This is a genomic window from Bifidobacterium longum subsp. infantis ATCC 15697 = JCM 1222 = DSM 20088 (assembly GCF_000269965.1).
GTDB lineage: Bacteria > Actinomycetota > Actinomycetes > Actinomycetales > Bifidobacteriaceae > Bifidobacterium > Bifidobacterium infantis.
This window is the reverse complement of sequence record NC_017219.1, coordinates 1,309,224-1,332,814: the sequence shown is the minus strand read 5'-3', so window position 1 is coordinate 1,332,814 and position 23,591 is coordinate 1,309,224. Positions and strand designations below refer to the sequence as shown.

The window sequence follows — 23,591 nt, the reverse complement described above, 5'->3', positions numbered from 1 at the left end:
GACGGCTCCCGCCGGCGGGAGCACCATTATATTGAGTTGCTTCTATTGATCTGTCTTATGCCGCAGCCGCCACGGAGGGATCGATGGCCGGCAGCACGCCCACAATCAGCAGCAAGGCGACGACCACAGCCAAACCGATGCGGTAGATGGCGAAGGCCTTGTAGGAGAAGGTCGATACGAACTTCAGGAAGCCGATGATCACGATATAGCCGAGTACGAAGCTGATGACCATGGCCACGAGGGTCGGCCCCCAGCCGGGGAACATCGCATCGGTTTTGTAGTTCTTCACGGCCTTGACGGTTTCCAGCAGCCCCGAGCCGAACACCGCGGGAATGGCCATCAGGAAGCTCAGGCGCACGGCGGCTTCGCGGGTGTATCCCAGTGCACGTCCAACGGTGATGGTGCCGCCGGAGCGGGACACGCCCGGAATCAGTGCCATGGACTGGCCCAGACCGAAGAGGAACGCATCACGGTACGTCATATCGTCCATGGTCTTGTTCTGCCGGGCCTTGGCGTCCACCACCCACAGCAGCACGCCGAACACCAGCAGCACGGTCACCGTGATCCACAGGTTGCGCAACGAGGTTTCGATGACGTCCTGCAGCGTGAAGCCGAGGATGACGATCGGAATGGAACCGACGATGATGTTCCAGCCGAGTGTGGCGTATTCGTCGCCGCGCCCCATACGGGCTTTCCAATCCTTGCCGTTCCTGCCGAACAGGCAGCCGAACCAATGGGTGAGGATGTTGATGATGTCATGGCGGAAGTAGAGGATCACCGCCAGTTCGGTGCCGATCTGGATGATGGCGGTAAACGCCGCACCGGGATCAGAGCCCAGCATCAGATCGCCGAAAATACGGATATGCGCGCTGGAGGATACCGGGAGATATTCGGTCAGCGCCTGAACGATGCCGAGAATGATCGCTTGGAAGAAATTCATAACCCCTCGTGATTTCTGAGTATTTGATGTGCTATGACGATGAACACCCTACCCAAGGGGGTGTAGAACAACGCTAAGAATCGGTAACATCCACGGCTTCTACAATGAAAGTGGATATAGTACGTAAGCGACGAAGGGAGCATTATGGCCACGTATCGCAAAAGCAGGGCATTCGCACCGGAAGGATTCTTCGAATGCGAGGGCCGAGGGCTCGAATGGTTGGGAGCGGCTCATGCGCAGGGCGGCCCGCGCGTGGTGCAGGTATACGGCTGGGGCAAGGATTATCTGGATATCGAACGTGTGGGTAGCGCGTCCCCCACGCCTCAGGCGGCACGAGCTTTTGGTGCGGCTCTGGCCCATATGCATGATACTGGTGCCGAATATTTCGGGTCTGCGCCTGACGGATATAACGGCACATGCTACTTCGGACCATTGCAGGACCCAGTGAAAATGGATACCGGCGAGTGGACCGACCCGATCAGCTATTTCGCTGATGGACGGCTGCGCCCGATGGTCAACCTTGGTGTGAGGCGTGGCGAGCTGGATAAGCGCGATGTTGAGTTGACTGAGCGCGTGATTGAAGCGCTGCCGGACCTGATGGGCCGCGCCGCAGCCGACAAGCCGGCGCGCATCCACGGCGATCTGTGGAGCGGCAATGTGATGTGGACCGCCGATTCCGGGCAGTCCGAGGCCGTGCTCATCGATCCGGCGGCACATGGCGGTCATCGCGAGGAGGATCTGTCTATGCTGCACCTGTTCGGCATGAGCTATCTGAGCGAAATCACCGAGGGCTACCAGTCCGTACATCCGCTGAAGGCCGGATGGCAGGAGCGTATCACGCTCTGGCAGCTCTACCCCATCGCCGGCCATTGCGTCTTCTTCGGCGGCGGCTACGTCAACGAATACCGCTCCATGTGTCGTTCCCTGCTGAAGTGACAGACTTGGCTCCCCTCTCTGAGGGGAGCCAAGAACGCATCCACTCTCAGCTCAGTGCGTCTTTTAACTTGCAGAAGAACCACCATTCACGGGAATGGCGTTATTCCAACGTTTCTGAGGGTTTCATACGGGCTCCAAAACGCTTTTGCCCACATTTTGCCCACATTTTTCCATGCCCGTCTCCACCTGCACTGCGGCGTCGAGCAGACGGGCCACGTCCATCAGGTCGCTGTCGAACAGATCCGCATACACATCCAACGTCATGCTCGCGTTCTTGTGGCCGAGCATCCGCTGCAGCGCCTTGACGTTCGCCCCGGCGTGCACGGCCAGCGATGCCGCGGTATGGCGCAGGTCATGCGGTGTGGGCCATTCCTCCTTCGGCCAGCCCAGGCGCACCAGCGCGTGATACCACCAGCCGGTCGTCTTTGCCGCGCTCTGCTTCATAATCGGGCCGCCCCGCAGATCACGAAACACCCTTTCGTCCGGTTCGCGTTCCCCGCACATCGGTTTCAACGCCTCCATGACGATGAGAGGCATGGGCACGTCGCGTTCCTCGCTGTTCTTCGGAGTGCCCTCGACCCATCTTGCCCCGACGTACACGAGGTTGCCGCCCACATGCAGCACTCCCCGACCGAAGTCCAGGTCACGGGCCTTCAACGCTGCCGCCTCGCCCCAGCGCAATCCGCAGAAGCCCAGTGTCAGCACGAGCGCCCGCCGCTCCGCTCCCAGATGCTTTCCCCTGGAGCATTCGTCGGCGAATGCGAGCAGCCGGGATATGGTCAGGTACACGCGACGGCTCTTGCGCCTCGGCAGCTTGGGGAGTTCAACGTTTTCACAGGGGTTGTCGAGTATGAGCTTGTCCCGGACGGCCATGCGGCAGATGCCGAGCATGGTCTGGTACGGGCGTCTCACGGATGGAGCGCCGGCGCTCGCGATGATGTCGCTGATCCACGCCTGGACCTCGGCGCGGGTGATGGTGCCGATCCGACGATCGGCCCAACGCTCCTCGCAGTAGAGTCGCCATGCTTCCGTGGCGTTGACCCGTGTGGTTTCCTTCCAAAACGGCCATTTCTCCTTCAGCCATTGCTCGTAGAGGTCTCCAACACGTCGTTTGCCGTCCTCCGGGTCAACATAGCTGTTGGTGGCCTTGGCGATGGTGACGTGCTCGGCCGCCCAGTTCTCCGCGTCGATCTTGCGGCGGAAACCCCTCTTGTCGGTTTGCGTACCGTCGGGTTTCCGGTAGCGGACGCGGTAGCGGTTTTCGCCCTTTGAGGTTTTGTATCTGGTGACGTTCGCCATCAGTCCACCTCCATGCTGTCCACTTGGAATCTCAGGGTTGGTCGGATAGTATGCGAATTAAAGGAAAGGTATGGTCGATGGATAATGAGCAACAATCCAATCCTGAAGGGCATGACGAGGGGCGCGCAAATAGTAGTGACTCGCAAGGTGGAGCGGAGGTCGTTCACGCCGGCGACAGCAGTACAGCTCCAGACGAAAGCCTGGGAAATGGTGGGCGACAGCCTGCGCAGAGCGATGGACAAGGAATCGACCTCAACGCGATAGCGATTGCGGCACGCTCTGGCCCACTGCCTTCCGTCGAAGAATACGCAGGTTATGAGAGGGTACTTCCCGGTGCCGCTGATCGCATACTGGCCATGGCCGAAAAATCGTTGGACGTCGAGATATCGGACAGAAAAGCAGCAACAGCAATGGAGGCCGCTGACCATAAGGCCGAAAACCTCAGTATGCTCATTACTTCCGTTGCCTTTTCGTTCCTGCCTTGGATGGCCTTTGGAGCCGCTATAGTTTGCGCGGCCTTTGGAAACAATGTCGGTACGTTCATTGGAAGCATAGTTGGCGTCTTTTCCGCTGGTCCTCAGCTTATTGACGCCGTAAAACGTAAACGCAAATAGCATTTCGGGTATGCTTCGCCCCGTGTAGGATAAGGGGTGAAGCGTCCTCCTTTCCAATAAGCAAGCTGGTCGATGTTTCAACCGCCCTGTTGACGCTGCAACGCCGACAGGGCATTTTTTATTGTTTGGTGGTTTTGACGGTGATGGTGGTGCCGAGCGCGGTGGTCTCCCAGCTCACGCCGTCGGCCTCGCTGTAGGTGAAGTCCTTGGTGGCGTCCTGCGAGGCGAGCAGGGATTGAGCCATGGTCTCGGTGTCGCCCTGGCTGGTCCACTTCCAGTCGCCGGCCTCGGTCGGGGCCTGATAGGTGCCCTTCCAGTAGAGGCTCTTGGCGTCGGTGCCAATCCAGTTGACCTCGATGGTGTCGCCGCTGATGGTGGCCTCCATGTACGAGTTCGGGTCGTTGGAGTTGGTTTGCTTCCACGTGCCGGTCAGGTCGGCCGGCTGGGGCTTGGGCTCCTCCTTCTTGGTCTCGGTCTTTGACGTGCCGTCCGTTTTGGCCGGCGCGTCGGATGTGGTGTTTTCCCCGCAGGCGGTCAGTCCGGCGAGCAACAGTGCCGCTGCCAGCAGTGCGATTGTCTTTTTCATGGTTTTCTTCTTTCTTAGTGGATTATCTCGCTGAGGATTTGTCTGTAGTCTTCGATGACTTGGACGGTGACGTTGAGCTCGCTGGCCATTTGGTGGGGTTGCCGCCGTACATGCGTTCCGCCAGCGCGTACTCTGCCGGGTCGATGAGCAGCAGGGCGGTCCGCCGCCGGCAACGCCGTTCGATCCGACTGCCCTCGCACCCTTTCGACGTGTCGTCGTCATGCGCCCAGTGGACGAGCTCGTGCACCAGCGTGCAGCGTTTGCGCGTGTAGGTGATGCGCCGGTCGATCAGGATCGTGTCCGCTCCCTGCGATAGAGCCCGTCCAGCCTGCGGGGCAGGAGGGCGCTGGCCACGGTCAGACCGGGCGCGAATCCGTACAACGCCATACGCATCTGCCCGTAGCTCAACGAAGAGCTTATCAGCAGTCGGGCGCTCATCATCTTTCTCGCTTCCTCTCAAGGAACATGTCCAAAAACGGGATCTCTCAGCTTATCTTGTCCAAGGCGTGTATCGCCTTGGCGGCAAGATCATTCTGGGCGGGATTCTCCGTGAATTCCTGATATCTCTCCTTGCTCTTCTCGACCATGTCTGAGAAGTACAGGAATCGCGCATTGAAGATGCGAACGCGATCGTTCGCGGCCTTTACAGGCATTATTTCGTCTTTTATGTCGCTGTACACGTGCTTGACAATGATTATCACATTGACTCTTGCGTCAATTCCTGAATCGTTCGTGTACGCATGCGAGCCAGAACCAGCCCGCGCGTCAGCTTGCTGCAACAGCCGCGTCATTGCCCGAGCATATTTCTCAATTTGCAGCGTCAGTTCGCTTATCTTCACCTTCCTTCCGTATCGTTTGAACTCGACGATGACTTGTCGTCCGCCTCCGTCCAGGTATTTGATGTCGAGCCGGTCGTCGGCGGCGTCGTCGCTGAAATCCAGATTGAATTGTTCCTTCGCTATCCTTTTGAAGGACTGTTCCTTGACGAGGTCTTCCGTCGCACGCTCCCATGACGGATCCAAAAGCCATGGGTTTTCCGCGATGAAATCCCTAGTCCTGTTTTCGAGTTCATTGTGGTCCAACAGATATTCCAGCTTGCCGATGACGGAAAGCCTCGTCCTGATTATTTGGCCATACTCCAGTTCCTCAAATCTGGCATACGAGGACAGTATGGTGAATAGCTGCGCCTCACTCATCGTGTCAACGTCTTTGAGCTTGTCTATCTCATCGTTCTGCTGCAGTTTGTAGAAGGCGGCGATTGACGACTGATACAGGGAATTGCGGTCGTCGTCATTCAGGCCGTCAATGCTGGATATTCGCGAAATCATCTTCTGTGCGGGTCTCCTGCGATCCGACGGAAGCGAGGTAATCCATTCCCTGACCTCAGGAACGCTCTCATAAAGGGCTTTGGTGGTTGTATCGCTCCTCAATTCCGACCACTTGTCCGATGCCGCGTTGAATATGTCCTTCATCTTCGCATTGAACGCGCGGACCCGCTCATCGTCCTCGACTAGTCTCTGCCTGTCCGACGTGGCAATGTCCTCCTGATCATCCTGGTCCAGGAAGTCGGCTTGGATCTGACCGGTGACATAGCTTGCGAAATGCTTGTCAAAATCGAGGTGATCCAATAGTCCCTCTTGGATCGGCCTCTTTCTCGCGAGAACTATGATGTTCTTCATGCTCTCGTCGTCGGCTTCGAACACCCTGTCGGCGGGCTTGGCAACGCTTCCTATCCATCCGGAGATACGCCAGTCATCATGCCCCGGGATACTTGTGTCTTTGATGCGGTTTTCGGCTTCGGCGGACACCTGCACTCCGTCCGGCAGTTCGTAATCCCCCAGATACCATATGTACTGCAGTTTCTGGAGATCGCCGCGATCCTCGTACGTGACCGGCTCACCGTTGATTTCTATGACGAATCTTCCCTGATCCTCGGGCAGGTTCGCAAGGCCGAGGACGTCGAAACGCCTCGCCAGCCTCCGGCGCAGGGCCCGTTCGGTAATGGATACCCGTTTCACCCTCAGATCGGAAAGAACAATTTTCGTCCCGTTGGCACGGTCGCCGAATTCCGCGGCGGCGTCGGCCAGCGGTTCCGGGTGGTACTCCCTTCCTGCGGGATCGGTGTTGCGGATACTCTTCTCCATTTCCTTCGCGTCGATGGTGAACCCGTGAGACGGGCCATCCTGTTTTCTCGAGGAAACGACCATCTTGTCCGCGAGGGAGAACGCGGACAGTTTGCCAATGCCCTTCCGTCCCATGTAGGGACGCTTGAATCTGGGCGAAGCCATGCCTTCCACGACTCTTTTCCGGTATCCCACTGTCAGGAACCGTGAGTTGAGTTCCCCGTCGGTCATGCCGCACCCGTTGTCCAAGATCGAGATGGAATTATTCGGATCGAACTGGATCTCAACGCGGGTGGCGTCTGCATCCCATGCGTTGGCGACGAACTCCGACAGCACTGCTGCCGCGTTCGAATACAGGTTCCTGCCCAGGGAATCCACCGTGGCGATGTCGACGGTCAGCGTGTATTTATCATTCATTATCCTGATTCCTCTTTTCCTTTTCCACTGCGACGATCTGGCGTGCGATTGCCTTGCCGAACACGGGAGGCACCGCGTTGCCGATAAGCCGCCCGACGTTGGTGAACGTGATGGGCTCTCCCGGCTTCGTGAACATGAACGAGTCCGGGAATCCCTGCAGGCGTGACGCCTCGCGGAGAGTCAGCGTCCTGTCCTGCTCGGGGTGGGTGAATCGCCCGGTGCCGGGATTGTAGGACTGCGTAGTGATGGTCGGTGAGGGTTTGTCCCATTCCATACGTCCATAAAACGATTTGAACGTGGACCCGGTCGTTTTTTTCTGGCATTCCAGCAGAAGCTCTTCCGGCCAGTCCTTCCATGTGCCTCCCGGCTCGGAGGCTTGTATCCGCCGGAGGTTCAATGGAGTGAGATTACGGGCGAAATGCAGCCGGTCGTCCGGATCATGCTCTCCGGCGGACAATGGCGGGAGATCCTGAATCGCATCGGAGACGGTTCTGTATGAGTCCTTGTCGACTGTCGGGGATGGGATAGGGACGTCTGTTCCCCGTCCGGCGAGCAGCACAAGCCTTCTGCGCCGTTGAGGCAGACCGTAGTCGGGGCCGAATAGCACGGAATGGGCGACCTGATATCCCGTTTCCCGAAGGATCGACACGAATTCCTCGAAGACCTCGGATTTCTGGAGTCTGGGCACGTTTTCCATGGTGACGTAGTCTGGGGTCGTTTCCCTGACAAGACGCCCGAACTCCAGAAGCAACGGCCATGACTGTTCCTGCGACGTGTCCACTCCACGCCGTTGCGACGAGAATGGCTGACATGGCGCACATCCGGCAAGCAGACGGACACTGGAACGGCCCCACAGTCGCTTCAATTCATCGCCCGTGACCTCACGAACGCTTTTCCGCACGAATTTGGCCTTGATGTTCTCCTCATATGGGTAGGCGCAGGAAGCCGCGTTGTCTATCCCCGCAACGACACGCACGCCGCCCTGTTTCAGACCGAGCGACAATCCTCCCGTGCCGCAAAACAGGTCAATGGCCGATATCACAGTTCTTGTCCTCATGAATCCCCACTATAAACAGAATCAAAGAGATCAATCACCCATTTACGCGGGTTCGTCCCCATGCGGGTGCGGGTTTCGTTGATTCCGCATTGTTCGTCGCCGTGCAACCAGTGGACGAGCTCATGCACAAGGACGCACCGTTTGGCCACGTATGGGAGACGCCGGTCGATGAGGATGGTGCGTGTGGCCTCGCAGTAACAGCCCATCATGTTGCCCGGTAGGCTGGGAGAGCTGCGCACCTCTACGTCGAGTCCGGCAGCGTAGATGGCCATGCGCATGCCGCCGTAGGAATCGTGCATGTTCAACGGTAGGTGTCTCATGCCGGGTCATCCCCGTCGCCGTATTCGACGTACTTGCTCTTCTCCCCATCGATATCGGCGGCCAACGCCATCGGGTCGTCCTTGAGGATACGTTTCGTCTCCTCCACGCGACGCTCGCGCTCTTGCTCTTCTTCGATACGCTTCGCCTCCGCGATGATGCCCCGGACGGTCTGCACGGGGTCTGCGCCACAAACATCGCAGATTATAAGAAATTCAGACAAGCGCACAGGGGCCTTGTTGCCCATCTTTATATCCCTGATACGGCTGTAGGTCACCTCACCTTGCGTCATGTTTTCCATTTCGCGGTAGGAGACCCCTAGCTTGTCCAGCAGCTCGTCCAGCACGTCTCTTGCCGCATAGTCGAAACTGTTCCATTCAATCTTTGTTGCCATGTGCAAATGTTATCACCTGACAGCAGCTAGAAACGCCGCACAAGAACTGTTGTCACATGACAACACGCCGAAGCGTTTGACTTTATTTGTTGGCAGGTGCCAATATACAAACCATGATTGCATCAGCCAACAACGCAGCTGCTTCGGCCGTGAAGAGCCTCCGAGTAAAAGCCTTGCTCGATGAGGTGCCGAAGACGCATATCGCCTCCAAGGTCGGCCTCAACCGGATGACCGTAGGCAAACACCTCAAGTCGGACGACATGTCCCTAAGCGAGTTCATCAAAACCGCCATCGCTCTTAACGCGAATCCGGCTCAGGTTCTCGCCGAGGCCATCGAATCCACCCAGGCAAAAGAAAAGGCATCCGCTGCCACGGATGCCGAGATCAAATGAAAGAAGGTTCAAATGAACAACGCCATTCTAACCGACAACAAGGAAATCGAAACCTTCGACCTCCCCTCATGGTGGAGCGACGACTTCCCCTGCGTGGCAACCCTGATCAAAACCGGGGTCAAGGGGCATCGTCAATTGTCCGCGGCTGATGTGGATGTTCTTCCCGGCGTCAGCTTCGCGTTCTATCAGGCCACATGGCTCAACGACCCTGATGCTGTGACAGACGAGAGCATGACGACGATCATCCCGTTCAACAACGTCGAAAGCATCGAACAGGTGGAGGCCGTGGATGCGGAGGACGGTGACCTCAAATGAGCGATTCCCTGATTAAGGTCCCGTTCCACGGTGACACCATCGAAGCCGTGGCCAAGGATGGCTCATGGATGGCATCGCTGAGGCGCATGTGCGAAAACCTCGATGTGGACTACTGGACGCAACTTCGCAAGCTGAAAGAGAAGCCGTGGGCAACCGTAGTCATTATGCCTATGGTTGGTGCGGACGGCAAGAACCGTGAGATGGCGATGATTGACCGTCGCACGATGACCATGTGGCTCGCCAACATCAACCCCGGCAAAGTCAAGCCCGAACTACGTTCGAAGATCGAAGCCTACCAGTGCGAAGCCGCCGACGCATTGGACAAGTACTTCAACGAGGGTGCCGCCATCCGATTCAAAACCAACAGCATGGATGATGAGTCGTTGATTCTGGCGAAGGCGAACCAGATCCAATCCCGCCTGCTCGGCGAAGCCCGCCGGGAGAATCTCGAACTCCGTGCCAGCAACGAGAAAATGAGGCCTCTCGCCCTGTTGGGCGAGGCATTCGTCTCGGCGGACGGGACGATGAGCGTAAGACAGGCCGCACGTCATTTCCAAGCCATCGACAAGCGGATGAACTGCGACACCGTGTACGGGATACTGCGCGGTGCCGGCTATATCGAGCTGCGTTCGAAAGCGCCGACCGTCAAGGCCGTCAAGCCCGGCTATCTGAAACCCGTCATGTCTCGCAAGGCGAACGGGAAGCTTGACCGCCAGTGCGCGCGGTTCACCGCCAAGGGTGTGAACTGGTTCATCGACCGGTTCATCTACGGGCGCAGCCAGGGTCGACTCCCGGGGGTGGCGTGATGGCCGGCGCTCTCCTTGAGAAAAAGCTTCGTCTATCTCTTGCCTACCCTATCGTGTCGGACTCTTACAGACATTCCTTCCCCATGGAATTGACCTGGGATCCGAACGATGAGGCCGACCTGTTCCTGACGGTGTACAAGGCGAAGGTTCCTATGTTCGACCTGTGGTTCGACCTGACGTATTCCACATTCGACGGGGTGACCGGTTCGTTCTATCCCGATTGGAGCGAATGGACGTTCGATGACCAGAAGGAAGCGAAGGGCGTATTGCACTCCTAGCTGGATTCCATCGATGTTCTCCGCGTTTTTTTACGGACTACCTGCGGGTATTCGAATGGGCGTCGACCATGGACTGGCGCGGCCTGCTCGCCAAGAAGCGTGGTGAGTCATGCCCAAGCAGATAGAAGCACAGGACGGCTGGCCCATCGCCAAGGTGGCGGAGTTCCTGAATCTTTCGAAGAGCACTCTTTACATCTGGTCGTGTCATGACCAGTGGGGCGGGAAATACCCGCCGGCCCCGAAAAGGATCGGCCGTCGTCTGGTGTGGGATCCACGCGAGGTCATCGATTACAGGAACAACAAGTGCGCGATCACCCGCAAGGAGCTGGTCTACGGCAAATAGGTTTCCCCGGATTCGAAAGCCGGGGAGAAGAAATAACGGCGCCGGCGTTGCACTGTCCAAGGTTCATGCCGGCACCAACATCACCAACCAAATTCAGAAAGGAAATCAGTGATGTCAGAACACAAGGTTAGCGGTATCCACGCCATCGGCGTCGAGGTTCCGGAGGACATGTCGTTGGAGGAGCTCATGGAGCAGCTCCTGAATGATACGGAGGTCGAATTGGAGAAGGATTTGGACGGGGAGACGCGCCAGCCGGAACCTCAGTCCGAGGCGGACAAGTGGCAGCGGTATGCGGACATGCTGGGCGACCTGTTCGACGTGGCGCATCAGATCGGCTATGACGCCTACATGCAGGGTGACCTGAAGATCATGCGCAAGGTGTTGCAGGTCGAGTCCGACGTGGTTGATCTGGCCGGCATCGTGACCATGGAGAAGTCGAGGGCCGTGAAATGAGCATCGAGGCATTGCGCAGAAGGAAGCGTATGCGTCGTCCGAAGCCACGGTTGTCGGATGGGCAGAAGTCCGCGCTTCTGCTGGCGGTCACGTTCTTCGAGGGTTGGCTGGTCGGTTTCGCCGGCACGCATAGTCGCATCCCCAGTCCGGTGGGTACGCCGCAGTGGATGATAACCGGCTCGCTCGCATTGGCGGTCGTATTGCCGCTCGTGTTCGTGGGAATCCTGTTGAAGTGGGGTGGCGATGGAACAGCCGAGTGAGTTCACTCTTTGTCTGCCGGGCGACCCGGTGCCGAAGGGGCGTCCCCGCGTCTACAACGGGCACGCGATGACCCCGAAACGCACCGTCAGGGCGGAGGAACGCCTGTTCGCCGAATTCCGGCTCAAATACCCGCAGGCGAAACCATACCAGTGCCCGGTCAGGTTGGAGGCCGAATTCTGGATGAGCCATCGCGGCCGCCCGGATCTCGACAACCTGCTGAAGCTGGTTTTGGACTCGCTGAACGGCGTCGCCTACGTGGACGACGCGCAGGTCGTCGAATCCCATGCGTGCAAGAGGATGCCCGACATGTGGGTGTACGGGGCGAAAGGCCGTTACCGGAGGCGCAAGAGCGGCGACCCCTACACCTGTTGCGGGCACGAATACGAGCCGCACCTCTATATCCGTATCAAACCGCTCCCCGAACGGGAGCCGAACAAGCAAGGAGAACAATCATGAGCAAGCCGATCAACGAACCCCGTCTGGTGCAGCAGGTGCTGATAGCGGACGAGGATCTGAGTTTCGAACTGGCGGCTTTGGTGCCGCCGGCGAACGGCATCACGAACGCGGCCAGCACGTTCATCGACAAGGCCACCAAGCTGTTGCTGTCCGACAAGATCATGCTCACCAACGAGCAGCATACGGCCATCGCGACGGCCATCGCCGTCGCCCAACTGACCGTCAAGGAAGGCGCGGCCGTGTCGAAGCTGCTGCGCAACCCGGACGCTTCGACGGACATCATCGCCGGACTACGCCTCGCCTCCGAGGACAGGCATGATGCCTGACCGGCGTCTTTGGATGCCGCGTTGCAGGACATGCGGGCCACTCGGCAAGCCCACCGGACTGGACGAGGCGGTCACCTGCTGCAACCGGCACGCGAACCAGACCAAGCATCAGACGGCGTGGTATCCCACCTACGCCCAAATCATCGTGAAAGGCACATCAAATGACTCCATCAACCATTGAAAACACAGAGGCCGTGAACCCGGACGGGGAATTGCGCCAAGGATTGTTCGCCGCGCAGGCGGCTCGCATCGTCGAACTGCAGGCCGAGATCGCGTCCCGTCAGGAGGAGGTCGACGAGCTGAAGGCCCGTATCCTCGACTCGCATCCTGTCGGCACCTACCAGGCCGGCAACCTGAAGGTGCAGGTCAAGCCGGGCGCGCGCCGCATCAACGCCGGCACGTTCGAAAAAGCCTACCCGGCCACCAAGTATCCCGGAGCCTACCAGTTGCGGCCGCGGCCGCTCAGCCAGTTGGAGAAGCTGCTGTCGGCGGACGCGGTGGCCGATTACGCGATGAGCGGCAAGCCTATGGTGGTGGTCTCATGAGCGCGGAACTGTCCAGCCTGGGCATCGCCCAGATCGTGGAAAGCGTTATCGCCGACTACGACCTGCGTGACGAGGACGGCAACGAGCTGACCGACGACCTGTACGTCATCCGTTCCGAGCAGCTCGACGAGCTGGGCCTCACCGTCGCCAGACGCATCCACAAGGCCATACGCGAACTGGAGACGCAAGGCAAGACCGGCTTCCCCGTGCATTCGATGGCCTTCGGCAGCATGCCGGCAGCCATCGCGAAGGACGGCGACCGCACCTACACGCTGCGCTTCGACAATTCGGACGAGGCGGTGGCTATTACACGGCTCAGCCGGACCGCACTCACGGACATCAAGGAACAGATCAACGAGTTTTTGAAGGAGGTGAAGAACCGTGAGCATGAATGAGGCGGTATTGGCCGTCGCGCAAGCCCAACAGCAGGGTGACGCGATACCCGTCGACGTGCCGCCCATGACGCAGTCGGCGCCCGATATGGGCAAGCCGCCGGCAACGCCGAAAACCAAGACGGACACGATGGAGGAACCACGATTGTGGCCGGAGATCCGCCAGCTCATCGAAGCGGATATCCAGAACGCTCCGCGTGAGCTGCAGCGTGAGATAGGCCCGTCCGAACTGGGCACGGACTGCGTGCACTGTCTCGCGGCGAAACTGGCGGGTTGGCCGGAGCGTCGTTCGCCGGGTTGGCTGCCGTTCATCGGCACGTGCGTGCACGCGCACTTCGAGCAGATGTTCCGCGAGCTGAACAGGGAGCCTGCGCACCAGTTCCTCTACACGAGTGAGGACAGCGTGACCGGACTCGGGGAGCGCTGGCGCAGCGAATATCGCGTCACCGTAGGCCGATTGCAGGGCCTGCACGGCGGCTACGACGTCACCGGTTCGATCGACCTCTGGGATCGCAAGACCCATAGCACCATCGACTGGAAGATCGTCGGCAACACCACGGTCACGAAGGTCAAGGCGCACGGCCCCAGCCAGCAGTATCGTGTGCAGGCCTCGCTCTACGGCATGGGACTGCAGAACGAGGGCGAACTGGTGGAGCGTAATTGCATCTATTTCCTGCCCCGCAACAAGACCAGTCTGGGTGATGCGTTGCCCTGGGAGACGAGGTTCGGCCCGGAGCCCGGCAAATGGGCGTTGGCCCGAGCCCAACTGCTCGTCAACCTCATGGACATCATCGAACAGGCGGACGGCGTGGGCGTGCGCGACAGCTGGATAAAGCAACTGCCCGCGGCGGGCCCCGACAAGTGCTTCTCATGCAAGGGGCGCGTGTGGCCGGATATGAGCGCGCTTCCCGAGTTCGACGAGAAGCCGTGGCCGGACGTGCCCGACAAATGGCTCCAACTCATCCCCCTAATCGAATCCGAATACCAGTTCACCGAATAACGAAAGGAAACACAATGTTCGGTCAACAACCACAGCAACAGTACGGCTATCCCCAGCAGGGATATCCGCAACAGCAGGCTTACAGCCAGCAGCAGTATGGCGGCTATCAGCCGGCTCCGATGGCTCCGAAGATGAGCGCGGAGCAGATGCTCAACCAGATCGACTCGCAGTCCGGCAAGTCCGCGTTCACGAAGGACAGCATGCCGGGCACGAGGGTGACCGGCATCATCGAGAACGTGACCGCGAACCAGGTGCGTGACTTCCAGACCAAGCAGCCGGCGTTCTGGAACGACGGCTCGCCTCGCCTGCAGGTATTGGTCACCATCGACACCGGCATCATCGACCCGAACGTGGAGGATGATGACGGACGCCGCACCGTCTATATCAAGGGGTGGGGCGTGCAGCGCCGCGCATGGCTGCAGGCATTGCACAACGCCGGTTTGAAGAAGGCCGGTGAGGTCAAACCGGGCGACCGGTTCACGGCCACGTTCACCGGCTACGGGCCGAAGGGCAATCTGCCACAGCCGCCGAAACTGTTCGAATACGTGATCGAACACCAGTCGCCGGCCGATCTCGCCATGGGCCAGCCCCAGCAGCCCGCACAGCAGCCCTTCCAGCAGCAGCCCCAGCAAAGTTACCCGCAGCAGCAGTACGCCGCACAGCAGGCGGCACAGGCCCCGAATCAGGGGTATCAGCCGGCCCCAACCGACCCGTGGAACCCGCCCGCACAGCAGGGCCAGCAGCAATCTGTTCAGCCTGTGCAGCTCGGCCAGCAGCAGGTGGATCCGATGAAGGTCAACCAGTTGAAGGCGTTGGGCAAGCCGCCGCAGGAGATCGCCGCCTTGTTGGGCGTGCCGGTCGAAGCGGTGACGGCCGTCACCGACCAGGCGCAACCCCAATACCACGGGGGTTCCGAACAGATGCCGGAAACAGGTGAGTTCTAGTGGACGAGCTGCTGAAACACCTGCAGAACCAGTGGATCGAACTGGTGAAGGACATGGATTCCCTTGCCTCCGATCAGGTCGGTTTCCGTGACGTCGACTCGGAAAGCCTCCAGCTCATGAGCGTGAGACTCGTGCTCCTGGGCTGGCACAAGAGCAAGGATTCCGACAAGGACTGAGTCCAGTCCCGACCGCCGTAGCCGTATCCAAGCGGCCGGCACGCATGCAAAGGCGTGCACGGCACCACACATATTCACATCACGTCAAAGGAGTTTCAAGGATGACCGACATCTACGGATACGCGGCAGCCGCACCCCTGTACCGTGCGGCTGGATGGATGCAGGTCATCCCCCTGCCGGAAGGCCACAAGACCCCGCCGCCCAGCGGTTTCACGGGACGCAGCCGCAAACCCGTCACCGACGAACAAGTACAGGTCTGGTCTCAGGCGACCCCGAACGCGAACACGGGCATCGTCATACCAGAAGGCGTGCTCGTGTTGGACATCGACGCGGAGCAGGGCCATCGGGTCAAGGCGGACGGGGCGAAAGGCATCAGCGAGCTCTCGCAGGAACTGGGCGCATTGCCGGCCACGTGGAGCAGCACGGCGCACGGCATCGACTCGCCGGCACGCCACCTGTTCTACAAGGTGCCCGAAGGGCTCGCGTGGAAGGGCGGTGCAATCGAGGGCGTCGACATCCTGCAGCCCGGCCACAGGTACAGCGTGGTCTGGCCGTCGATTCACCCTTCCGGCGAGATGTACTGCTGGTACACTCCCAGCGGCTCGACCACCAGCCAGATCCCCCATATCAGCGATCTGGCTACCCTGCCGTGGAAGTGGGTGGACTACCTGCGCAAACCGGAGCATACGACGCCGAAACCAGCCTTCAATACCCTGATTTCACACGAAACCGGCACATACGACACCCGTATGTGCAAAGCCATCAACACATTTTTGAACAAAACGCTGTCAAACCCGGCCAGCAAAGGCAGTCGCCACGACACCACGTTGCAGGCCGTATGGGCATTGGTGAACTTCGCGCAGGAAGGCCATCGCGGCGCGCTCGACGCCATCAACCAGCTCAAACCACGGTTCATCGCCGAGATAGCACCCGACCGTCCGGGCAAGGAGCGTGAGGCGGCACGCGAATGGGCGGCGATACTCTCCGGCGCGATGGAGAAGGTCAACGGCATACAGTCGCACGCGGACCCGTGCGAACAGTCGAAAATCGAACGCATGCTGCCCGGCGAGTTCAACGAACTCACCCAAAACACGATTGCGAATCAAATGGGGGAAAGTCACCCACAGCAGGTTCAAAACGTTGGAACGACGCCGGTTCAAACCGGTTCAACCACCGCATCTCAGGTTCAAAACGGTTCAACGGAAAGTTACGAGGCAAATAAAACCTCCTCCAGTTGGCGGTTCGAGGACCTCACCCAGTTGGCGTCCGGCGTCGAACTGCCGCCAACGCCAACCGTGTTCCAACGCGAGGACGGCCAAGGACTCTTCTACCGTGGCGCGGTCAACGACCTGCACGGCGAACCCGGCTGCGGCAAAAGCATGATCGCCCAGATAGCCGCCGCACAGGAACTCAAGAGTAGCCATGATGTCATCTACATCGATTATGAGGACAGCGCCAGAAACGTGGTCAAACGCCTCCTGCTGCTCGGCGTGACCGGCGAGCAGATAGTGGCTCACTTCCACTACGTGCGCCCCAGCGCCAAGCCTAGCAGCCCCACCAGCCTCGACGGCTGGCGCGAGACCCTCGGCTACGCCGACACCGCCACGCTCACCGTCATCGACGGCGTCACCAGCTGCCTCGCCTATGCAGGACTCGACTCGAATTCCGGTGACGACATCGCCGCCTGGTACAACACCATGCCCCGACTCATATTGGCCTGCGGACCCGCCGTCGTATTGATAGACCACGTCGTCAAGTCAAAGGACAACCGCGGCCGGTACGCCGGAGGCAGCATGCAGAAACTCGCATTGATCGACGGCATCAGCTACTCGGCGAACATGACCAAGCCAGTCGGCAAAGGCGTACGCGGCACCATCGTCATCAAAAGCGGCAAGGACCGCATCAGTGAAATCGAGGAGCACTGCGCCGTCAGTTGGGATTCGAACGGCTCGCACCTGCGCGAAGCAGCACGCATCGAAATCAACAGCACGAACCCGAAACTCATGCACGTCACCATCGCACGACCCAACATGATGCCCAGCGAGGACCGTCAGACGAAACGCGACGACTTCCGACCCACCGGACTCATGGAGAAAATCAGTCAGCTCGTCGAGAACGCCATAGAGGAACCAAGCCAATCGGAACTGTTCGACGCCTTGAAATCGGATGGCTCCGGCGCCAAGACCGCGATTATGTCGAAAGCCATCAGACTGCTGCTGGAGGAGGGGTATGTGACGAACCGCGCCAGCAGACACAACCGCGCATGCTACCGGTCGGCACGCCCCTACCGGCAGATAGACGACCCAAAGTCGGATTCTTTCGTGGACCGTATGAGCAGGGAGGAGGTGAGCGAATTGGACGATGGGAACCACCTCGACATCTAGATTTTCCGTTTTTCCCGAACGTTTCCCAGCTCTTCCCAAAAAAACTGAGCCACCGAGACTAGCTCTTCCCCACACTCCCCGACCACACTACGTGTGTGGTCGGGTGTGGGAAAAGCTAAGGCTCGCCCCTCGGAAAAGCCCAAAAACACCCCTCAACAACACTAGATATTCCCTCAAAACCCAAGGAGACCAAAATGGCACTCACATTCAGAAAGCAGATCGAAGCGACCGCATGGGAGCTGTGCAACGGAGAAGGCACCGTGCCCGAATTGAGGAAGCGGTTCGACGCAGACCCCGAGACGCCGAACTTCGATCCGACCAAAGCATTGGAGATGCTGCATATCCTCCAGCTCATCAACTACAAGCGGGTCGCCTCGGCCGCCAACGGCAAGCACGCTCGTTGCCACTACCTGAAAAAACCCGAATACGGACTGCTCAACTTCGAAGAGCCGAAACCGGCACCCAAGGACGAGCTGGAACGGAAGACCCGCATCCAATGGGCCAAGGACTTCCGCCTCATCGCAGACTGGCTTGACACGAACTGCTACACGGAAAGCGAGGAATCATGAAGAAAATCAGAATCATGCTTGACCAGGAAGACGGCACCACAGCCACCCTCGGCAGCGTCGAAGCCGAAGGGCAGTCAGCCCTGTACAGATGCCATCCCCGCATGCTGCATGACGAATCCGTGCGGAAACCAGTATTGGACGCCTTGGGCAGATGGGCCCTGCATCTCATGAGCGACGCGGAGGAAGCATGAGCCAACGATGTGACCCGCACGGGCCAGGATGCTACTACCGTTGCCCGATCTGCGGGCAATGGTGGTGCTGCGACCCGCGAAGCGGATTCTGGGAATCAATCAGCACGATCGAAATGTTCTTCTGCCTGCACGATGTGTGGAGGCAGGAACGCAAGCACAGGAAGGCGACTCATGGGCGAACCGATTGACCTCACCCAACAGGCGCTCAACGCGCTGGCCTCATCGGGTCTGGGCAACGACAGTCCGGCCGAGGCGTTCGTCATCGGCTACCAAACCGGATGGCAGCAGGCAATCGACCTGTGCATCGAAATCGAAACACAACTCAACAAGGAGGATCTCAAAAATGCGCAGGCATGAGAAATGGAGCGTGGAGTCCACCATCAGGCTCGCTTTCGTCATCGTCAGCGTCATCATCGGCGGGATGGTGCTGGCCGTCATCAGCCTCACCGCCGCTGCTACCATGAACCCGACGCCGGAACAGACCATCATCCAGAAAGTCGAAACCACCGGTGACGTCAAACGTCTATGCGTCGAAGCTTGCACCGGCGAGCACATCGAAGCCATGAGCTTCGAGCTTATCGACCAGCAATCAGGAGGCGTCATGCGATGAGCGACGGCAAGCGGAGGGCCCGTGAACGCAAACCAGCATGGCTTCGCGCGTTCATCCCGAAATCCAGCCCGCTCGTGGTCACGGTCTGCGAGGGGTGTGGCCTGTATGTGATTCAGGACAGGGAGAGCGTGTGGGAGTCGTGGGACTGCGGACTTGTGGAGGGTGATGACCTGACGGTGGCGATAATCCTCGGCCGGCCGTTGACGCGGGTTGTCTGGCTGCCATCAGTCGGCTATCCGTTGCTGCGCAGCGTGAGCGGGAGTGCGGGCATCAGGCCTGACGGCCAATACCTCGCTGGTCACATGTGCCGCTTGGCAAGAGTGAGCGTCAAGCCGTTCAAGCCGCCGAAAAGAGACCGTCCGCCGGGCAAGCCGTGGGGCGGACGCAACCTCACGAAAAGGGAGCTCGATGAATTCAAACGCATCTGGGACATGCCGTATTCGCGGCTCAAATATGAGAAAGCCCCAACCGTGGTCGGCCAGGGCGATGAGAAGCAAGCATTATTCTAGCCGACCAGCCGGAAGGGGCTTAGCATGAACTGCCAGAACTGCAAGACGATAACCGAAGAGGGGTATTCACTGTGCGCAGCATGCGAGATGCGTTTCGCCGGCACGCTCCTGCGATTGGCGCATGATGTCACGCCATTGCATGACAGCCTCGACGCGACATTGCATCCGGGCGGGCATTCGCCCGTGCGCATCCAGACGGCCACTCCCCCGACGCCTATCAGGCTTGACGTGCTCGACCTGCTGGACATGCTCGATGCGACGGCGCGCGAACTGTGGCGTTGTTTGGATGTCATCGATGCCTTGGACTGGCACAGGGATCCACGCATGGAGGACCTCGAGGCCACGCTCATCGCATGCGCAGCCCATGCACGCCTTGCCACGTTCGCGGACGCAGGATTCTACATGGCGACCATCAACGGCATCGCCCGGAAAATCGACCTTGTTCTGGACCCGCCCGAACAACGCCGTGAAATCGGCACCTGCGAACTATGCGGGACCATGCTCGCCGCAGGTGCAAACGACCAATGGGTCACATGCCCCATATGCGGTACCGAGCAGCGTGTGCAGACCGTCAAACTGAGACGTTTGGAAAAGCTCTGCTGGGATGACAGTCGGCGTGGCTCGGCGGCGGAGATAGCCAAGGTGTTCGCGGACACGGGAATCGCCATCAAAAGGCATACGCTCACCGTGTGGAAATCCCGAGGCAAGCTTGATGTCACGCCCCAAGGCATTTCATACAGCAGCGTCTACCGGCTCGTCATCAGTGGCGAACTTGACAAAGAGCTGACTGTGACCGCATAATGTCAGTGGATTAGTGTCGAAGAGCCCAACCAAACGGTTGGGCTCTTCGCATATCCAGTCATATCTCATGGGCTGAGAGTACTCCGCCGGCAGCGTCCAAAGCGCCGGTGCCAGTCGGCCCGCCACGGCTTGCGTACGGTAGAGGACTAACCGGTCATGCTGGGATAGCACGACAGGGAGTAAACACTGACACTCTCTCGCGAATTCGAATCTCGCCCAAGCCACCAACAACTCCCCGCTCACACGAAGGAACACCAATGTCCCTGCGCAGATGCAGCTATCACAACTGCCCGCAACTCATACCAGTCGGCACACGATACTGCCCCACCCACTCACACCAGCACGAGCACGAGCGAGGCACAGCAGCACAACGAGGCTACGGCAAAGCACACCAAACCGGACGCGCACGATGGCAAGCACTCATCAACCAAGGCATCGTTCCAATCTGCCCACGATGCAAGCAGCCAATCACACGCGACCAGCAATGGGACTTAGGACACAACGACAAACGCAACGGCTACAACGGGCCAGAACACATGAGCTGCAACCGAAAAGCCGGAGCAATCAACAGTAACCGCATGCGCGAACACTGGAATCGCTGACGCACGACAACGACGCCAACAACAAAAACAAACCTCATACCCCGGCGAAAACACGACGACGAAACACTTCCACCCCCTGGGGAGGCACCCCGAGGCAGGGGGTCGTAGACCGCCGGTGAGGGGACTCGCAAGTTTTTGCGTTTCAAACATTTCAGACAGAGATTGGCCCGAGACAAGGACCGACCCTCCCCGAACCGCAGCCAAGAGGTTTGGGAGGCGGCGAATCGTAGATACTACGCGGAACAGGACAGATGAGGGCGGCCCGCGACCGTCTGTTTACGCTCCAACAGGAGCCGAACGAGCGGGACGTAGTGAGAAATATGGGCGTGACGCCGCTGCCTACACGTCGAAGGAAGAGGTGATTGGCCATGCCCAGCGGTGGTGCCCGCGCGAAGGCGGGCAGGATGCCCGACCCCTCGTCAGAGGCGTTCCAGCAGCGCGCCGCCGGCCTGTTCGCTCTGCCCGCGAACGGCTACAGGCGACCTCACCCGAAGTTCCCGCTGCCGCGGTACGTCGTCTGGTTCACGTTCAAGGACGATGACGGCTTCCATCGCGAGCCCGACGACGCGGCCTCGGCGCAGTGGAACGAGCGCGAGCGTGACGTGTGGAACGAATTGTGGCGCTACCCGCAGGGGTATGCGTGGAGCCGCCCGCAGTACAAGTACCTGCAGCACATGGTGGCCCTGTACGTGCGTCAGTACGTGCTGTGCGAGTCGTCGGACGCGAAGGCCGCCGACCGTACGACCCTGTGCCGCTACGCGGATTCCATCGGGCTCACCCCTCAGGGGCTGCGGCTGAACGGTTGGCACATCGTGGCCGACGAGAAGCCGCAGGCGCGCAGGAGAAGCGCGAAGATAGTCGATTTCCCTGATCCGCGCGACGAATGGCAGTCGATGCAGGAATAAGCGAGGTGTCGTATGGCGGAACATAGGCAGCCTCCAGCCTCGCTGGGCTTCCTGATGGCCGCATGGACTCGCGCCCACTGCGTGGTGCCCTCCGGCTATGACCTCAACAAGCCGTTCAGCCTCGTGGGCTGGCAGTTGGCGAACGCGGTGGACTTCTACACCGTCAAGGCCGGTACGCGGTTCAATGCGTCGCGCCCGTTGCAGGGCGGCGCGTTCCAATGGCGTCGCGGCCAGATTGTCGGCGGCCAGAAGCTTGGTAAGTCGCCGTTCGGCGCTGCCGTGGCCTGCTTCGAGGCCGTGGGCCCCTGCGTGTTCTGCGGCTGGGCCGAAGGCGGCGAGGAGTTCCGCTGCGAGGACTGGGGGTGTGGGTGCGGCTTCTCCTACGAGTACCGGCCGGGAGAGCCGATGGGCATGCCCCGGCGCACCGCGTTGGTGCAGCTGCTCGCCAACAGTGAGGAGCAGACCGCGAACGTGTACCGGCCTTTGCAGACCATGGTGCGCAACGGCCATCTGGACGACCTGATGAAGGTGCGCGAGGGCTTCATCCGCCTGCCCAACGGCGGGCGCATCGACCCAGTGACCGCCTCCGCCCGCTCGAAGCTGGGCAATCCCGTGAACTTTGCTCTGTGCGACGAGTCGGGCGTGTACACGAAGCGCTCCGGCATGTTCGAGGTTGCGGACACGGTGCTGCGTGGCGTCACCGGCATGGACGGGCGCATGCTGGAGCTCACGAACCCGTGGGACCCGATGGACGCGAGCTTCGGCCAGTCTACCTACGAGTCGACGGCGAAGGACATCATGAGGTTCTTCCCCCGGCACGACCCCAACCTGGACTTCACCGACAGGGCCGACCGGCGCAGGATCCTCGAGTTCGTGTACAAGGGCTCGCCGTGGGTGAACCTGGACGCGATCGAGGCGACATGCGAGGAACTGCTGCCACGCGACCCCGCGCAGGCCCGTCGCTTCTTCGGCTGCGAACTCGTGCAGGGCCTCGGCTCCTACATGCCCGAAGCCCTCTACGATGACGGCATCGACGAACGCCCGTACCCGGCCGACGATACCGAGATATGCCTCGGCTTCGACGGTTCCCAGTCCGGCGACTGGTCGGCGATTCGCGCCGAGACCGTGGATGGATACCGGTTCACGCCGACCTATGGCGTGGACAGGCGCCCGACCTACTGGAACCCGGTCGAATGGGAGGGACGGATCCCACGCAGCGAGGTCGACGCCGCCGTTTCCGACCTGTTCAATCATTTCAAGGTCAGGCGATTCTACTGCGACCCTCATTTGTGGGAGTCGCTTATCGATGATTGGAGTGTTCGTTTCGGCGAGGATGTGGTGGTGCAGTGGCCAACGAACCGTACCGGCCGCATGTATGATGCGCTCACCCGTTTCATGACCGACACCACCGACGGCACCACCACCCACAGCGGCGACCCGGTGGCGAAACTGCACATGATGGCGGCGCGCAAGATCGCCAAGCCCGGCGACAAGTACGTGCTCGGCAAGCCGAGCGAGAATCAGAAAATCGATATAGCGATGGCCGACATCCTCGCGCACGAGGCGGCGTCCGACATGAGGGCGCTCAACTGGGGTAACGATTCGAACAGGATCGTCGTGTTCCGATGGTGAAAAAGGAGGGATGACTG

Annotated in this window: 35 protein-coding genes and 1 tRNA gene; 28 read left to right on the top strand and 8 right to left on the bottom strand. The window is 59.8% G+C overall.

Annotation, left to right across the window (positions count from 1 at the left end; translation table 11 throughout):
• Positions 1-55 precede the first annotated feature (55 nt).
• Positions 56-940: an undecaprenyl-diphosphate phosphatase gene (locus BLIJ_RS05820; RefSeq protein WP_012577499.1), complete on the bottom strand. Its 885-nt coding sequence runs from the start codon at positions 938-940 to the stop codon at positions 56-58.
• A 144-nt stretch (positions 941-1,084) separates the two neighbouring features.
• Here BLIJ_RS05820 and BLIJ_RS05815 point away from each other — a divergent pair, with 144 nt between their 5' ends.
• Positions 1,085-1,876, top strand: a complete 792-nt coding sequence (locus BLIJ_RS05815; protein ID WP_012577498.1) for a fructosamine kinase family protein — start codon at positions 1,085-1,087, stop codon at positions 1,874-1,876.
• Positions 1,877-1,999: 123 nt separating this feature from the next.
• Here BLIJ_RS05815 and BLIJ_RS05810 read toward each other — a convergent pair whose 3' ends face one another.
• A complete protein-coding gene (locus tag BLIJ_RS05810) occupies positions 2,000-3,175 on the bottom strand; it encodes a tyrosine-type recombinase/integrase (protein ID WP_012577497.1) in 1,176 nt (391 codons plus the stop codon).
• A gap of 77 nt (positions 3,176-3,252) precedes the next feature.
• Between BLIJ_RS05810 and BLIJ_RS13130 the strand changes: the two genes are divergently transcribed.
• On the top strand, positions 3,253-3,789 hold the full coding sequence (locus BLIJ_RS13130) for a DUF2335 domain-containing protein (RefSeq protein WP_032685228.1): 537 nt from the start codon (positions 3,253-3,255) through the stop codon (positions 3,787-3,789).
• A 118-nt stretch (positions 3,790-3,907) separates the two neighbouring features.
• Here BLIJ_RS13130 and BLIJ_RS05800 read toward each other — a convergent pair whose 3' ends face one another.
• From BLIJ_RS05800 to BLIJ_RS05775, 6 genes are read right to left on the bottom strand one after another with little or no spacing between them, the layout of a single operon-like run.
• Positions 3,908-4,375: a hypothetical protein gene (locus BLIJ_RS05800; RefSeq protein WP_014484816.1), complete on the bottom strand. Its 468-nt coding sequence runs from the start codon at positions 4,373-4,375 to the stop codon at positions 3,908-3,910.
• Between the two features lie 22 nt (positions 4,376-4,397).
• Positions 4,398-4,835, bottom strand: a complete 438-nt coding sequence (locus BLIJ_RS05795) for an ImmA/IrrE family metallo-endopeptidase (protein ID WP_230320845.1) — start codon at positions 4,833-4,835, stop codon at positions 4,398-4,400.
• Between the two features lie 25 nt (positions 4,836-4,860).
• The gene (locus BLIJ_RS05790; RefSeq protein ID WP_012577494.1) at positions 4,861-6,915 is read right to left on the bottom strand and encodes a BbrUII/HgiDII family restriction enzyme; all 2,055 of its coding nucleotides are present in this window, start codon (positions 6,913-6,915) and stop codon (positions 4,861-4,863) included.
• Positions 6,908-7,972, bottom strand: a complete 1,065-nt coding sequence (locus BLIJ_RS05785; RefSeq protein ID WP_012577493.1) for a DNA cytosine methyltransferase — start codon at positions 7,970-7,972, stop codon at positions 6,908-6,910. Before BLIJ_RS05785 ends, BLIJ_RS05790 begins: the two co-directional genes overlap by 8 nt.
• Positions 7,969-8,292, bottom strand: coding sequence for an ImmA/IrrE family metallo-endopeptidase (locus BLIJ_RS05780; protein ID WP_012577492.1), 324 nt, complete (start codon positions 8,290-8,292; stop codon positions 7,969-7,971). Before BLIJ_RS05780 ends, BLIJ_RS05785 begins: the two co-directional genes overlap by 4 nt.
• A complete protein-coding gene (locus tag BLIJ_RS05775) occupies positions 8,289-8,684 on the bottom strand; it encodes a hypothetical protein (protein ID WP_012577491.1) in 396 nt (131 codons plus the stop codon). The genes BLIJ_RS05780 and BLIJ_RS05775 overlap by 4 nt, the downstream gene beginning before the upstream one ends.
• A gap of 113 nt (positions 8,685-8,797) precedes the next feature.
• On the opposite strand from BLIJ_RS05775, the gene BLIJ_RS05770 reads away from it, so the two are divergent.
• From BLIJ_RS05770 to BLIJ_RS05660, 26 genes are all read left to right on the top strand, one after another.
• A complete protein-coding gene (locus tag BLIJ_RS05770; protein WP_012577490.1) occupies positions 8,798-9,076 on the top strand; it encodes a hypothetical protein in 279 nt (92 codons plus the stop codon).
• A gap of 12 nt (positions 9,077-9,088) precedes the next feature.
• The gene (locus BLIJ_RS05765; RefSeq protein ID WP_012577489.1) at positions 9,089-9,391 is read left to right on the top strand and encodes a hypothetical protein; all 303 of its coding nucleotides are present in this window, start codon (positions 9,089-9,091) and stop codon (positions 9,389-9,391) included.
• Entirely contained in the window at positions 9,388-10,197 is an 810-nt protein-coding gene (locus BLIJ_RS05760) for a phage antirepressor Ant (protein WP_012577488.1), read from the top strand. The genes BLIJ_RS05765 and BLIJ_RS05760 overlap by 4 nt, the downstream gene beginning before the upstream one ends.
• An 83-nt stretch (positions 10,198-10,280) precedes the next feature.
• Positions 10,281-10,475: a hypothetical protein gene (locus tag BLIJ_RS14985; protein ID WP_014484812.1), complete on the top strand. Its 195-nt coding sequence runs from the start codon at positions 10,281-10,283 to the stop codon at positions 10,473-10,475.
• A gap of 109 nt (positions 10,476-10,584) precedes the next feature.
• Positions 10,585-10,818, top strand: coding sequence for a helix-turn-helix transcriptional regulator (locus BLIJ_RS05750; protein ID WP_012577486.1), 234 nt, complete (start codon positions 10,585-10,587; stop codon positions 10,816-10,818).
• A 111-nt stretch (positions 10,819-10,929) separates the two neighbouring features.
• Positions 10,930-11,271, top strand: coding sequence for a hypothetical protein (locus tag BLIJ_RS05745; RefSeq protein WP_012577485.1), 342 nt, complete (start codon positions 10,930-10,932; stop codon positions 11,269-11,271).
• A gap of 29 nt (positions 11,272-11,300) precedes the next feature.
• Positions 11,301-11,531: a hypothetical protein gene (locus BLIJ_RS05740; protein WP_014484811.1), complete on the top strand. Its 231-nt coding sequence runs from the start codon at positions 11,301-11,303 to the stop codon at positions 11,529-11,531.
• Positions 11,515-11,988 (top strand): RusA family crossover junction endodeoxyribonuclease, encoded by a 474-nt coding sequence (locus BLIJ_RS05735; protein ID WP_041981867.1) that lies wholly within the window; start codon positions 11,515-11,517, stop codon positions 11,986-11,988. The genes BLIJ_RS05740 and BLIJ_RS05735 overlap by 17 nt, the downstream gene beginning before the upstream one ends.
• Positions 11,985-12,314 carry a hypothetical protein gene (locus BLIJ_RS05730; protein ID WP_012577482.1) on the top strand — a complete coding sequence of 110 codons (330 nt, stop codon included), beginning with the start codon at positions 11,985-11,987 and terminating at the stop codon, positions 12,312-12,314. The genes BLIJ_RS05735 and BLIJ_RS05730 overlap by 4 nt, the downstream gene beginning before the upstream one ends.
• Before the next feature lie 13 nt (positions 12,315-12,327).
• On the top strand, positions 12,328-12,495 hold the full coding sequence (locus BLIJ_RS13590) for a hypothetical protein (protein WP_014484809.1): 168 nt from the start codon (positions 12,328-12,330) through the stop codon (positions 12,493-12,495).
• The gene (locus BLIJ_RS05725) at positions 12,476-12,859 is read left to right on the top strand and encodes a hypothetical protein (protein WP_012577481.1); all 384 of its coding nucleotides are present in this window, start codon (positions 12,476-12,478) and stop codon (positions 12,857-12,859) included. Before BLIJ_RS13590 ends, BLIJ_RS05725 begins: the two co-directional genes overlap by 20 nt.
• Positions 12,856-13,254: a hypothetical protein gene (locus BLIJ_RS05720; protein WP_012577480.1), complete on the top strand. Its 399-nt coding sequence runs from the start codon at positions 12,856-12,858 to the stop codon at positions 13,252-13,254. The genes BLIJ_RS05725 and BLIJ_RS05720 overlap by 4 nt, the downstream gene beginning before the upstream one ends.
• Entirely contained in the window at positions 13,241-14,251 is a 1,011-nt protein-coding gene (locus BLIJ_RS05715) for a hypothetical protein (RefSeq protein WP_014484808.1), read from the top strand. The genes BLIJ_RS05720 and BLIJ_RS05715 overlap by 14 nt, the downstream gene beginning before the upstream one ends.
• 14 nt (positions 14,252-14,265) lie before the next feature.
• Positions 14,266-15,195: a hypothetical protein gene (locus BLIJ_RS05710; protein WP_014484807.1), complete on the top strand. Its 930-nt coding sequence runs from the start codon at positions 14,266-14,268 to the stop codon at positions 15,193-15,195.
• Complete coding sequence (locus BLIJ_RS14770; protein WP_012577477.1) at positions 15,195-15,371, top strand: hypothetical protein; 177 nt, start codon at positions 15,195-15,197, stop codon at positions 15,369-15,371. Before BLIJ_RS05710 ends, BLIJ_RS14770 begins: the two co-directional genes overlap by 1 nt.
• 101 nt (positions 15,372-15,472) lie before the next feature.
• Positions 15,473-17,755, top strand: coding sequence for a bifunctional DNA primase/polymerase (locus BLIJ_RS05705; RefSeq protein ID WP_012577476.1), 2,283 nt, complete (start codon positions 15,473-15,475; stop codon positions 17,753-17,755).
• Between the two features lie 194 nt (positions 17,756-17,949).
• Entirely contained in the window at positions 17,950-18,324 is a 375-nt protein-coding gene (locus BLIJ_RS05700; RefSeq protein ID WP_012577475.1) for a hypothetical protein, read from the top strand.
• Complete coding sequence (locus tag BLIJ_RS05695; protein ID WP_014484806.1) at positions 18,321-18,515, top strand: hypothetical protein; 195 nt, start codon at positions 18,321-18,323, stop codon at positions 18,513-18,515. The genes BLIJ_RS05700 and BLIJ_RS05695 overlap by 4 nt, the downstream gene beginning before the upstream one ends.
• 171 nt (positions 18,516-18,686) lie before the next feature.
• Positions 18,687-18,872, top strand: coding sequence for a hypothetical protein (locus tag BLIJ_RS05690; protein WP_012577474.1), 186 nt, complete (start codon positions 18,687-18,689; stop codon positions 18,870-18,872).
• The gene (locus BLIJ_RS05685) at positions 18,859-19,125 is read left to right on the top strand and encodes a hypothetical protein (RefSeq protein ID WP_014484805.1); all 267 of its coding nucleotides are present in this window, start codon (positions 18,859-18,861) and stop codon (positions 19,123-19,125) included. The genes BLIJ_RS05690 and BLIJ_RS05685 overlap by 14 nt, the downstream gene beginning before the upstream one ends.
• Positions 19,122-19,634 (top strand): hypothetical protein, encoded by a 513-nt coding sequence (locus tag BLIJ_RS05680; RefSeq protein WP_012577472.1) that lies wholly within the window; start codon positions 19,122-19,124, stop codon positions 19,632-19,634. The genes BLIJ_RS05685 and BLIJ_RS05680 overlap by 4 nt, the downstream gene beginning before the upstream one ends.
• A gap of 24 nt (positions 19,635-19,658) precedes the next feature.
• On the top strand, positions 19,659-20,435 hold the full coding sequence (locus BLIJ_RS05675; RefSeq protein WP_012577471.1) for a hypothetical protein: 777 nt from the start codon (positions 19,659-19,661) through the stop codon (positions 20,433-20,435).
• A 126-nt stretch (positions 20,436-20,561) separates the two neighbouring features.
• A tRNA-Ser gene (locus BLIJ_RS14280) sits at positions 20,562-20,662 on the top strand.
• A 30-nt stretch (positions 20,663-20,692) separates the two neighbouring features.
• Positions 20,693-21,037 carry a DUF8602 domain-containing protein gene (locus BLIJ_RS15420; RefSeq protein WP_491893055.1) on the top strand — a complete coding sequence of 115 codons (345 nt, stop codon included), beginning with the start codon at positions 20,693-20,695 and terminating at the stop codon, positions 21,035-21,037.
• A 368-nt stretch (positions 21,038-21,405) separates the two neighbouring features.
• The gene (locus BLIJ_RS05665) at positions 21,406-21,942 is read left to right on the top strand and encodes a hypothetical protein (protein ID WP_012577469.1); all 537 of its coding nucleotides are present in this window, start codon (positions 21,406-21,408) and stop codon (positions 21,940-21,942) included.
• 12 nt (positions 21,943-21,954) lie between these two features.
• Positions 21,955-23,574, top strand: coding sequence for a terminase large subunit domain-containing protein (locus BLIJ_RS05660; RefSeq protein ID WP_012577468.1), 1,620 nt, complete (start codon positions 21,955-21,957; stop codon positions 23,572-23,574).
• Positions 23,575-23,591: the final 17 nt, after the last annotated feature.

Excerpts from the sequence above, each read along its gene's own strand:
- BLIJ_RS05800 (WP_014484816.1), bottom strand. The coding sequence starts at position 4,375 with ATGAAAAAGACAATCGCACTGCTGGCAGCGGCACTGTTGCTCGCCGGA.
- BLIJ_RS05750 (WP_012577486.1), top strand. The coding sequence starts at position 10,585 with ATGCCCAAGCAGATAGAAGCACAGGACGGCTGGCCCATCGCCAAGGTG.
- BLIJ_RS05690 (WP_012577474.1), top strand. The coding sequence starts at position 18,687 with ATGGGCGAACCGATTGACCTCACCCAACAGGCGCTCAACGCGCTGGCC.
- BLIJ_RS05785 (WP_012577493.1), bottom strand. The coding sequence starts at position 7,972 with ATGAGGACAAGAACTGTGATATCGGCCATTGACCTGTTTTGCGGCACG.
- BLIJ_RS13130 (WP_032685228.1), top strand. The coding sequence starts at position 3,253 with ATGGATAATGAGCAACAATCCAATCCTGAAGGGCATGACGAGGGGCGC.
- BLIJ_RS05820 (WP_012577499.1), bottom strand. The coding sequence starts at position 940 with ATGAATTTCTTCCAAGCGATCATTCTCGGCATCGTTCAGGCGCTGACC.
- BLIJ_RS05740 (WP_014484811.1), top strand. The coding sequence starts at position 11,301 with ATGCGTCGTCCGAAGCCACGGTTGTCGGATGGGCAGAAGTCCGCGCTT.
- BLIJ_RS05810 (WP_012577497.1), bottom strand. The coding sequence starts at position 3,175 with ATGGCGAACGTCACCAGATACAAAACCTCAAAGGGCGAAAACCGCTAC.
- BLIJ_RS05700 (WP_012577475.1), top strand. The coding sequence starts at position 17,950 with ATGGCACTCACATTCAGAAAGCAGATCGAAGCGACCGCATGGGAGCTG.
- BLIJ_RS05780 (WP_012577492.1), bottom strand. The coding sequence starts at position 8,292 with ATGAGACACCTACCGTTGAACATGCACGATTCCTACGGCGGCATGCGC.
- BLIJ_RS05765 (WP_012577489.1), top strand. The coding sequence starts at position 9,089 with ATGAACAACGCCATTCTAACCGACAACAAGGAAATCGAAACCTTCGAC.
- BLIJ_RS15420 (WP_491893055.1), top strand. The coding sequence starts at position 20,693 with ATGTCCCTGCGCAGATGCAGCTATCACAACTGCCCGCAACTCATACCA.
- BLIJ_RS05680 (WP_012577472.1), top strand. The coding sequence starts at position 19,122 with ATGAGCGACGGCAAGCGGAGGGCCCGTGAACGCAAACCAGCATGGCTT.
- BLIJ_RS05745 (WP_012577485.1), top strand. The coding sequence starts at position 10,930 with ATGTCAGAACACAAGGTTAGCGGTATCCACGCCATCGGCGTCGAGGTT.
- BLIJ_RS13590 (WP_014484809.1), top strand. The coding sequence starts at position 12,328 with ATGCCGCGTTGCAGGACATGCGGGCCACTCGGCAAGCCCACCGGACTG.
- BLIJ_RS05710 (WP_014484807.1), top strand. The coding sequence starts at position 14,266 with ATGTTCGGTCAACAACCACAGCAACAGTACGGCTATCCCCAGCAGGGA.
- BLIJ_RS05790 (WP_012577494.1), bottom strand. The coding sequence starts at position 6,915 with ATGAATGATAAATACACGCTGACCGTCGACATCGCCACGGTGGATTCC.
- BLIJ_RS05730 (WP_012577482.1), top strand. The coding sequence starts at position 11,985 with ATGAGCAAGCCGATCAACGAACCCCGTCTGGTGCAGCAGGTGCTGATA.
- BLIJ_RS05735 (WP_041981867.1), top strand. The coding sequence starts at position 11,515 with ATGGAACAGCCGAGTGAGTTCACTCTTTGTCTGCCGGGCGACCCGGTG.
- BLIJ_RS05720 (WP_012577480.1), top strand. The coding sequence starts at position 12,856 with ATGAGCGCGGAACTGTCCAGCCTGGGCATCGCCCAGATCGTGGAAAGC.
- BLIJ_RS05760 (WP_012577488.1), top strand. The coding sequence starts at position 9,388 with ATGAGCGATTCCCTGATTAAGGTCCCGTTCCACGGTGACACCATCGAA.
- BLIJ_RS05665 (WP_012577469.1), top strand. The coding sequence starts at position 21,406 with ATGCCCAGCGGTGGTGCCCGCGCGAAGGCGGGCAGGATGCCCGACCCC.
- BLIJ_RS05770 (WP_012577490.1), top strand. The coding sequence starts at position 8,798 with ATGATTGCATCAGCCAACAACGCAGCTGCTTCGGCCGTGAAGAGCCTC.
- BLIJ_RS05695 (WP_014484806.1), top strand. The coding sequence starts at position 18,321 with ATGAAGAAAATCAGAATCATGCTTGACCAGGAAGACGGCACCACAGCC.
- BLIJ_RS05815 (WP_012577498.1), top strand. The coding sequence starts at position 1,085 with ATGGCCACGTATCGCAAAAGCAGGGCATTCGCACCGGAAGGATTCTTC.
- BLIJ_RS05675 (WP_012577471.1), top strand. The coding sequence starts at position 19,659 with ATGAACTGCCAGAACTGCAAGACGATAACCGAAGAGGGGTATTCACTG.
- BLIJ_RS05705 (WP_012577476.1), top strand. The coding sequence starts at position 15,473 with ATGACCGACATCTACGGATACGCGGCAGCCGCACCCCTGTACCGTGCG.
- BLIJ_RS05725 (WP_012577481.1), top strand. The coding sequence starts at position 12,476 with ATGACTCCATCAACCATTGAAAACACAGAGGCCGTGAACCCGGACGGG.
- BLIJ_RS05660 (WP_012577468.1), top strand. The coding sequence starts at position 21,955 with ATGGCGGAACATAGGCAGCCTCCAGCCTCGCTGGGCTTCCTGATGGCC.
- BLIJ_RS05775 (WP_012577491.1), bottom strand. The coding sequence starts at position 8,684 with ATGGCAACAAAGATTGAATGGAACAGTTTCGACTATGCGGCAAGAGAC.
- BLIJ_RS14985 (WP_014484812.1), top strand. The coding sequence starts at position 10,281 with ATGGAATTGACCTGGGATCCGAACGATGAGGCCGACCTGTTCCTGACG.
- BLIJ_RS05685 (WP_014484805.1), top strand. The coding sequence starts at position 18,859 with ATGCGCAGGCATGAGAAATGGAGCGTGGAGTCCACCATCAGGCTCGCT.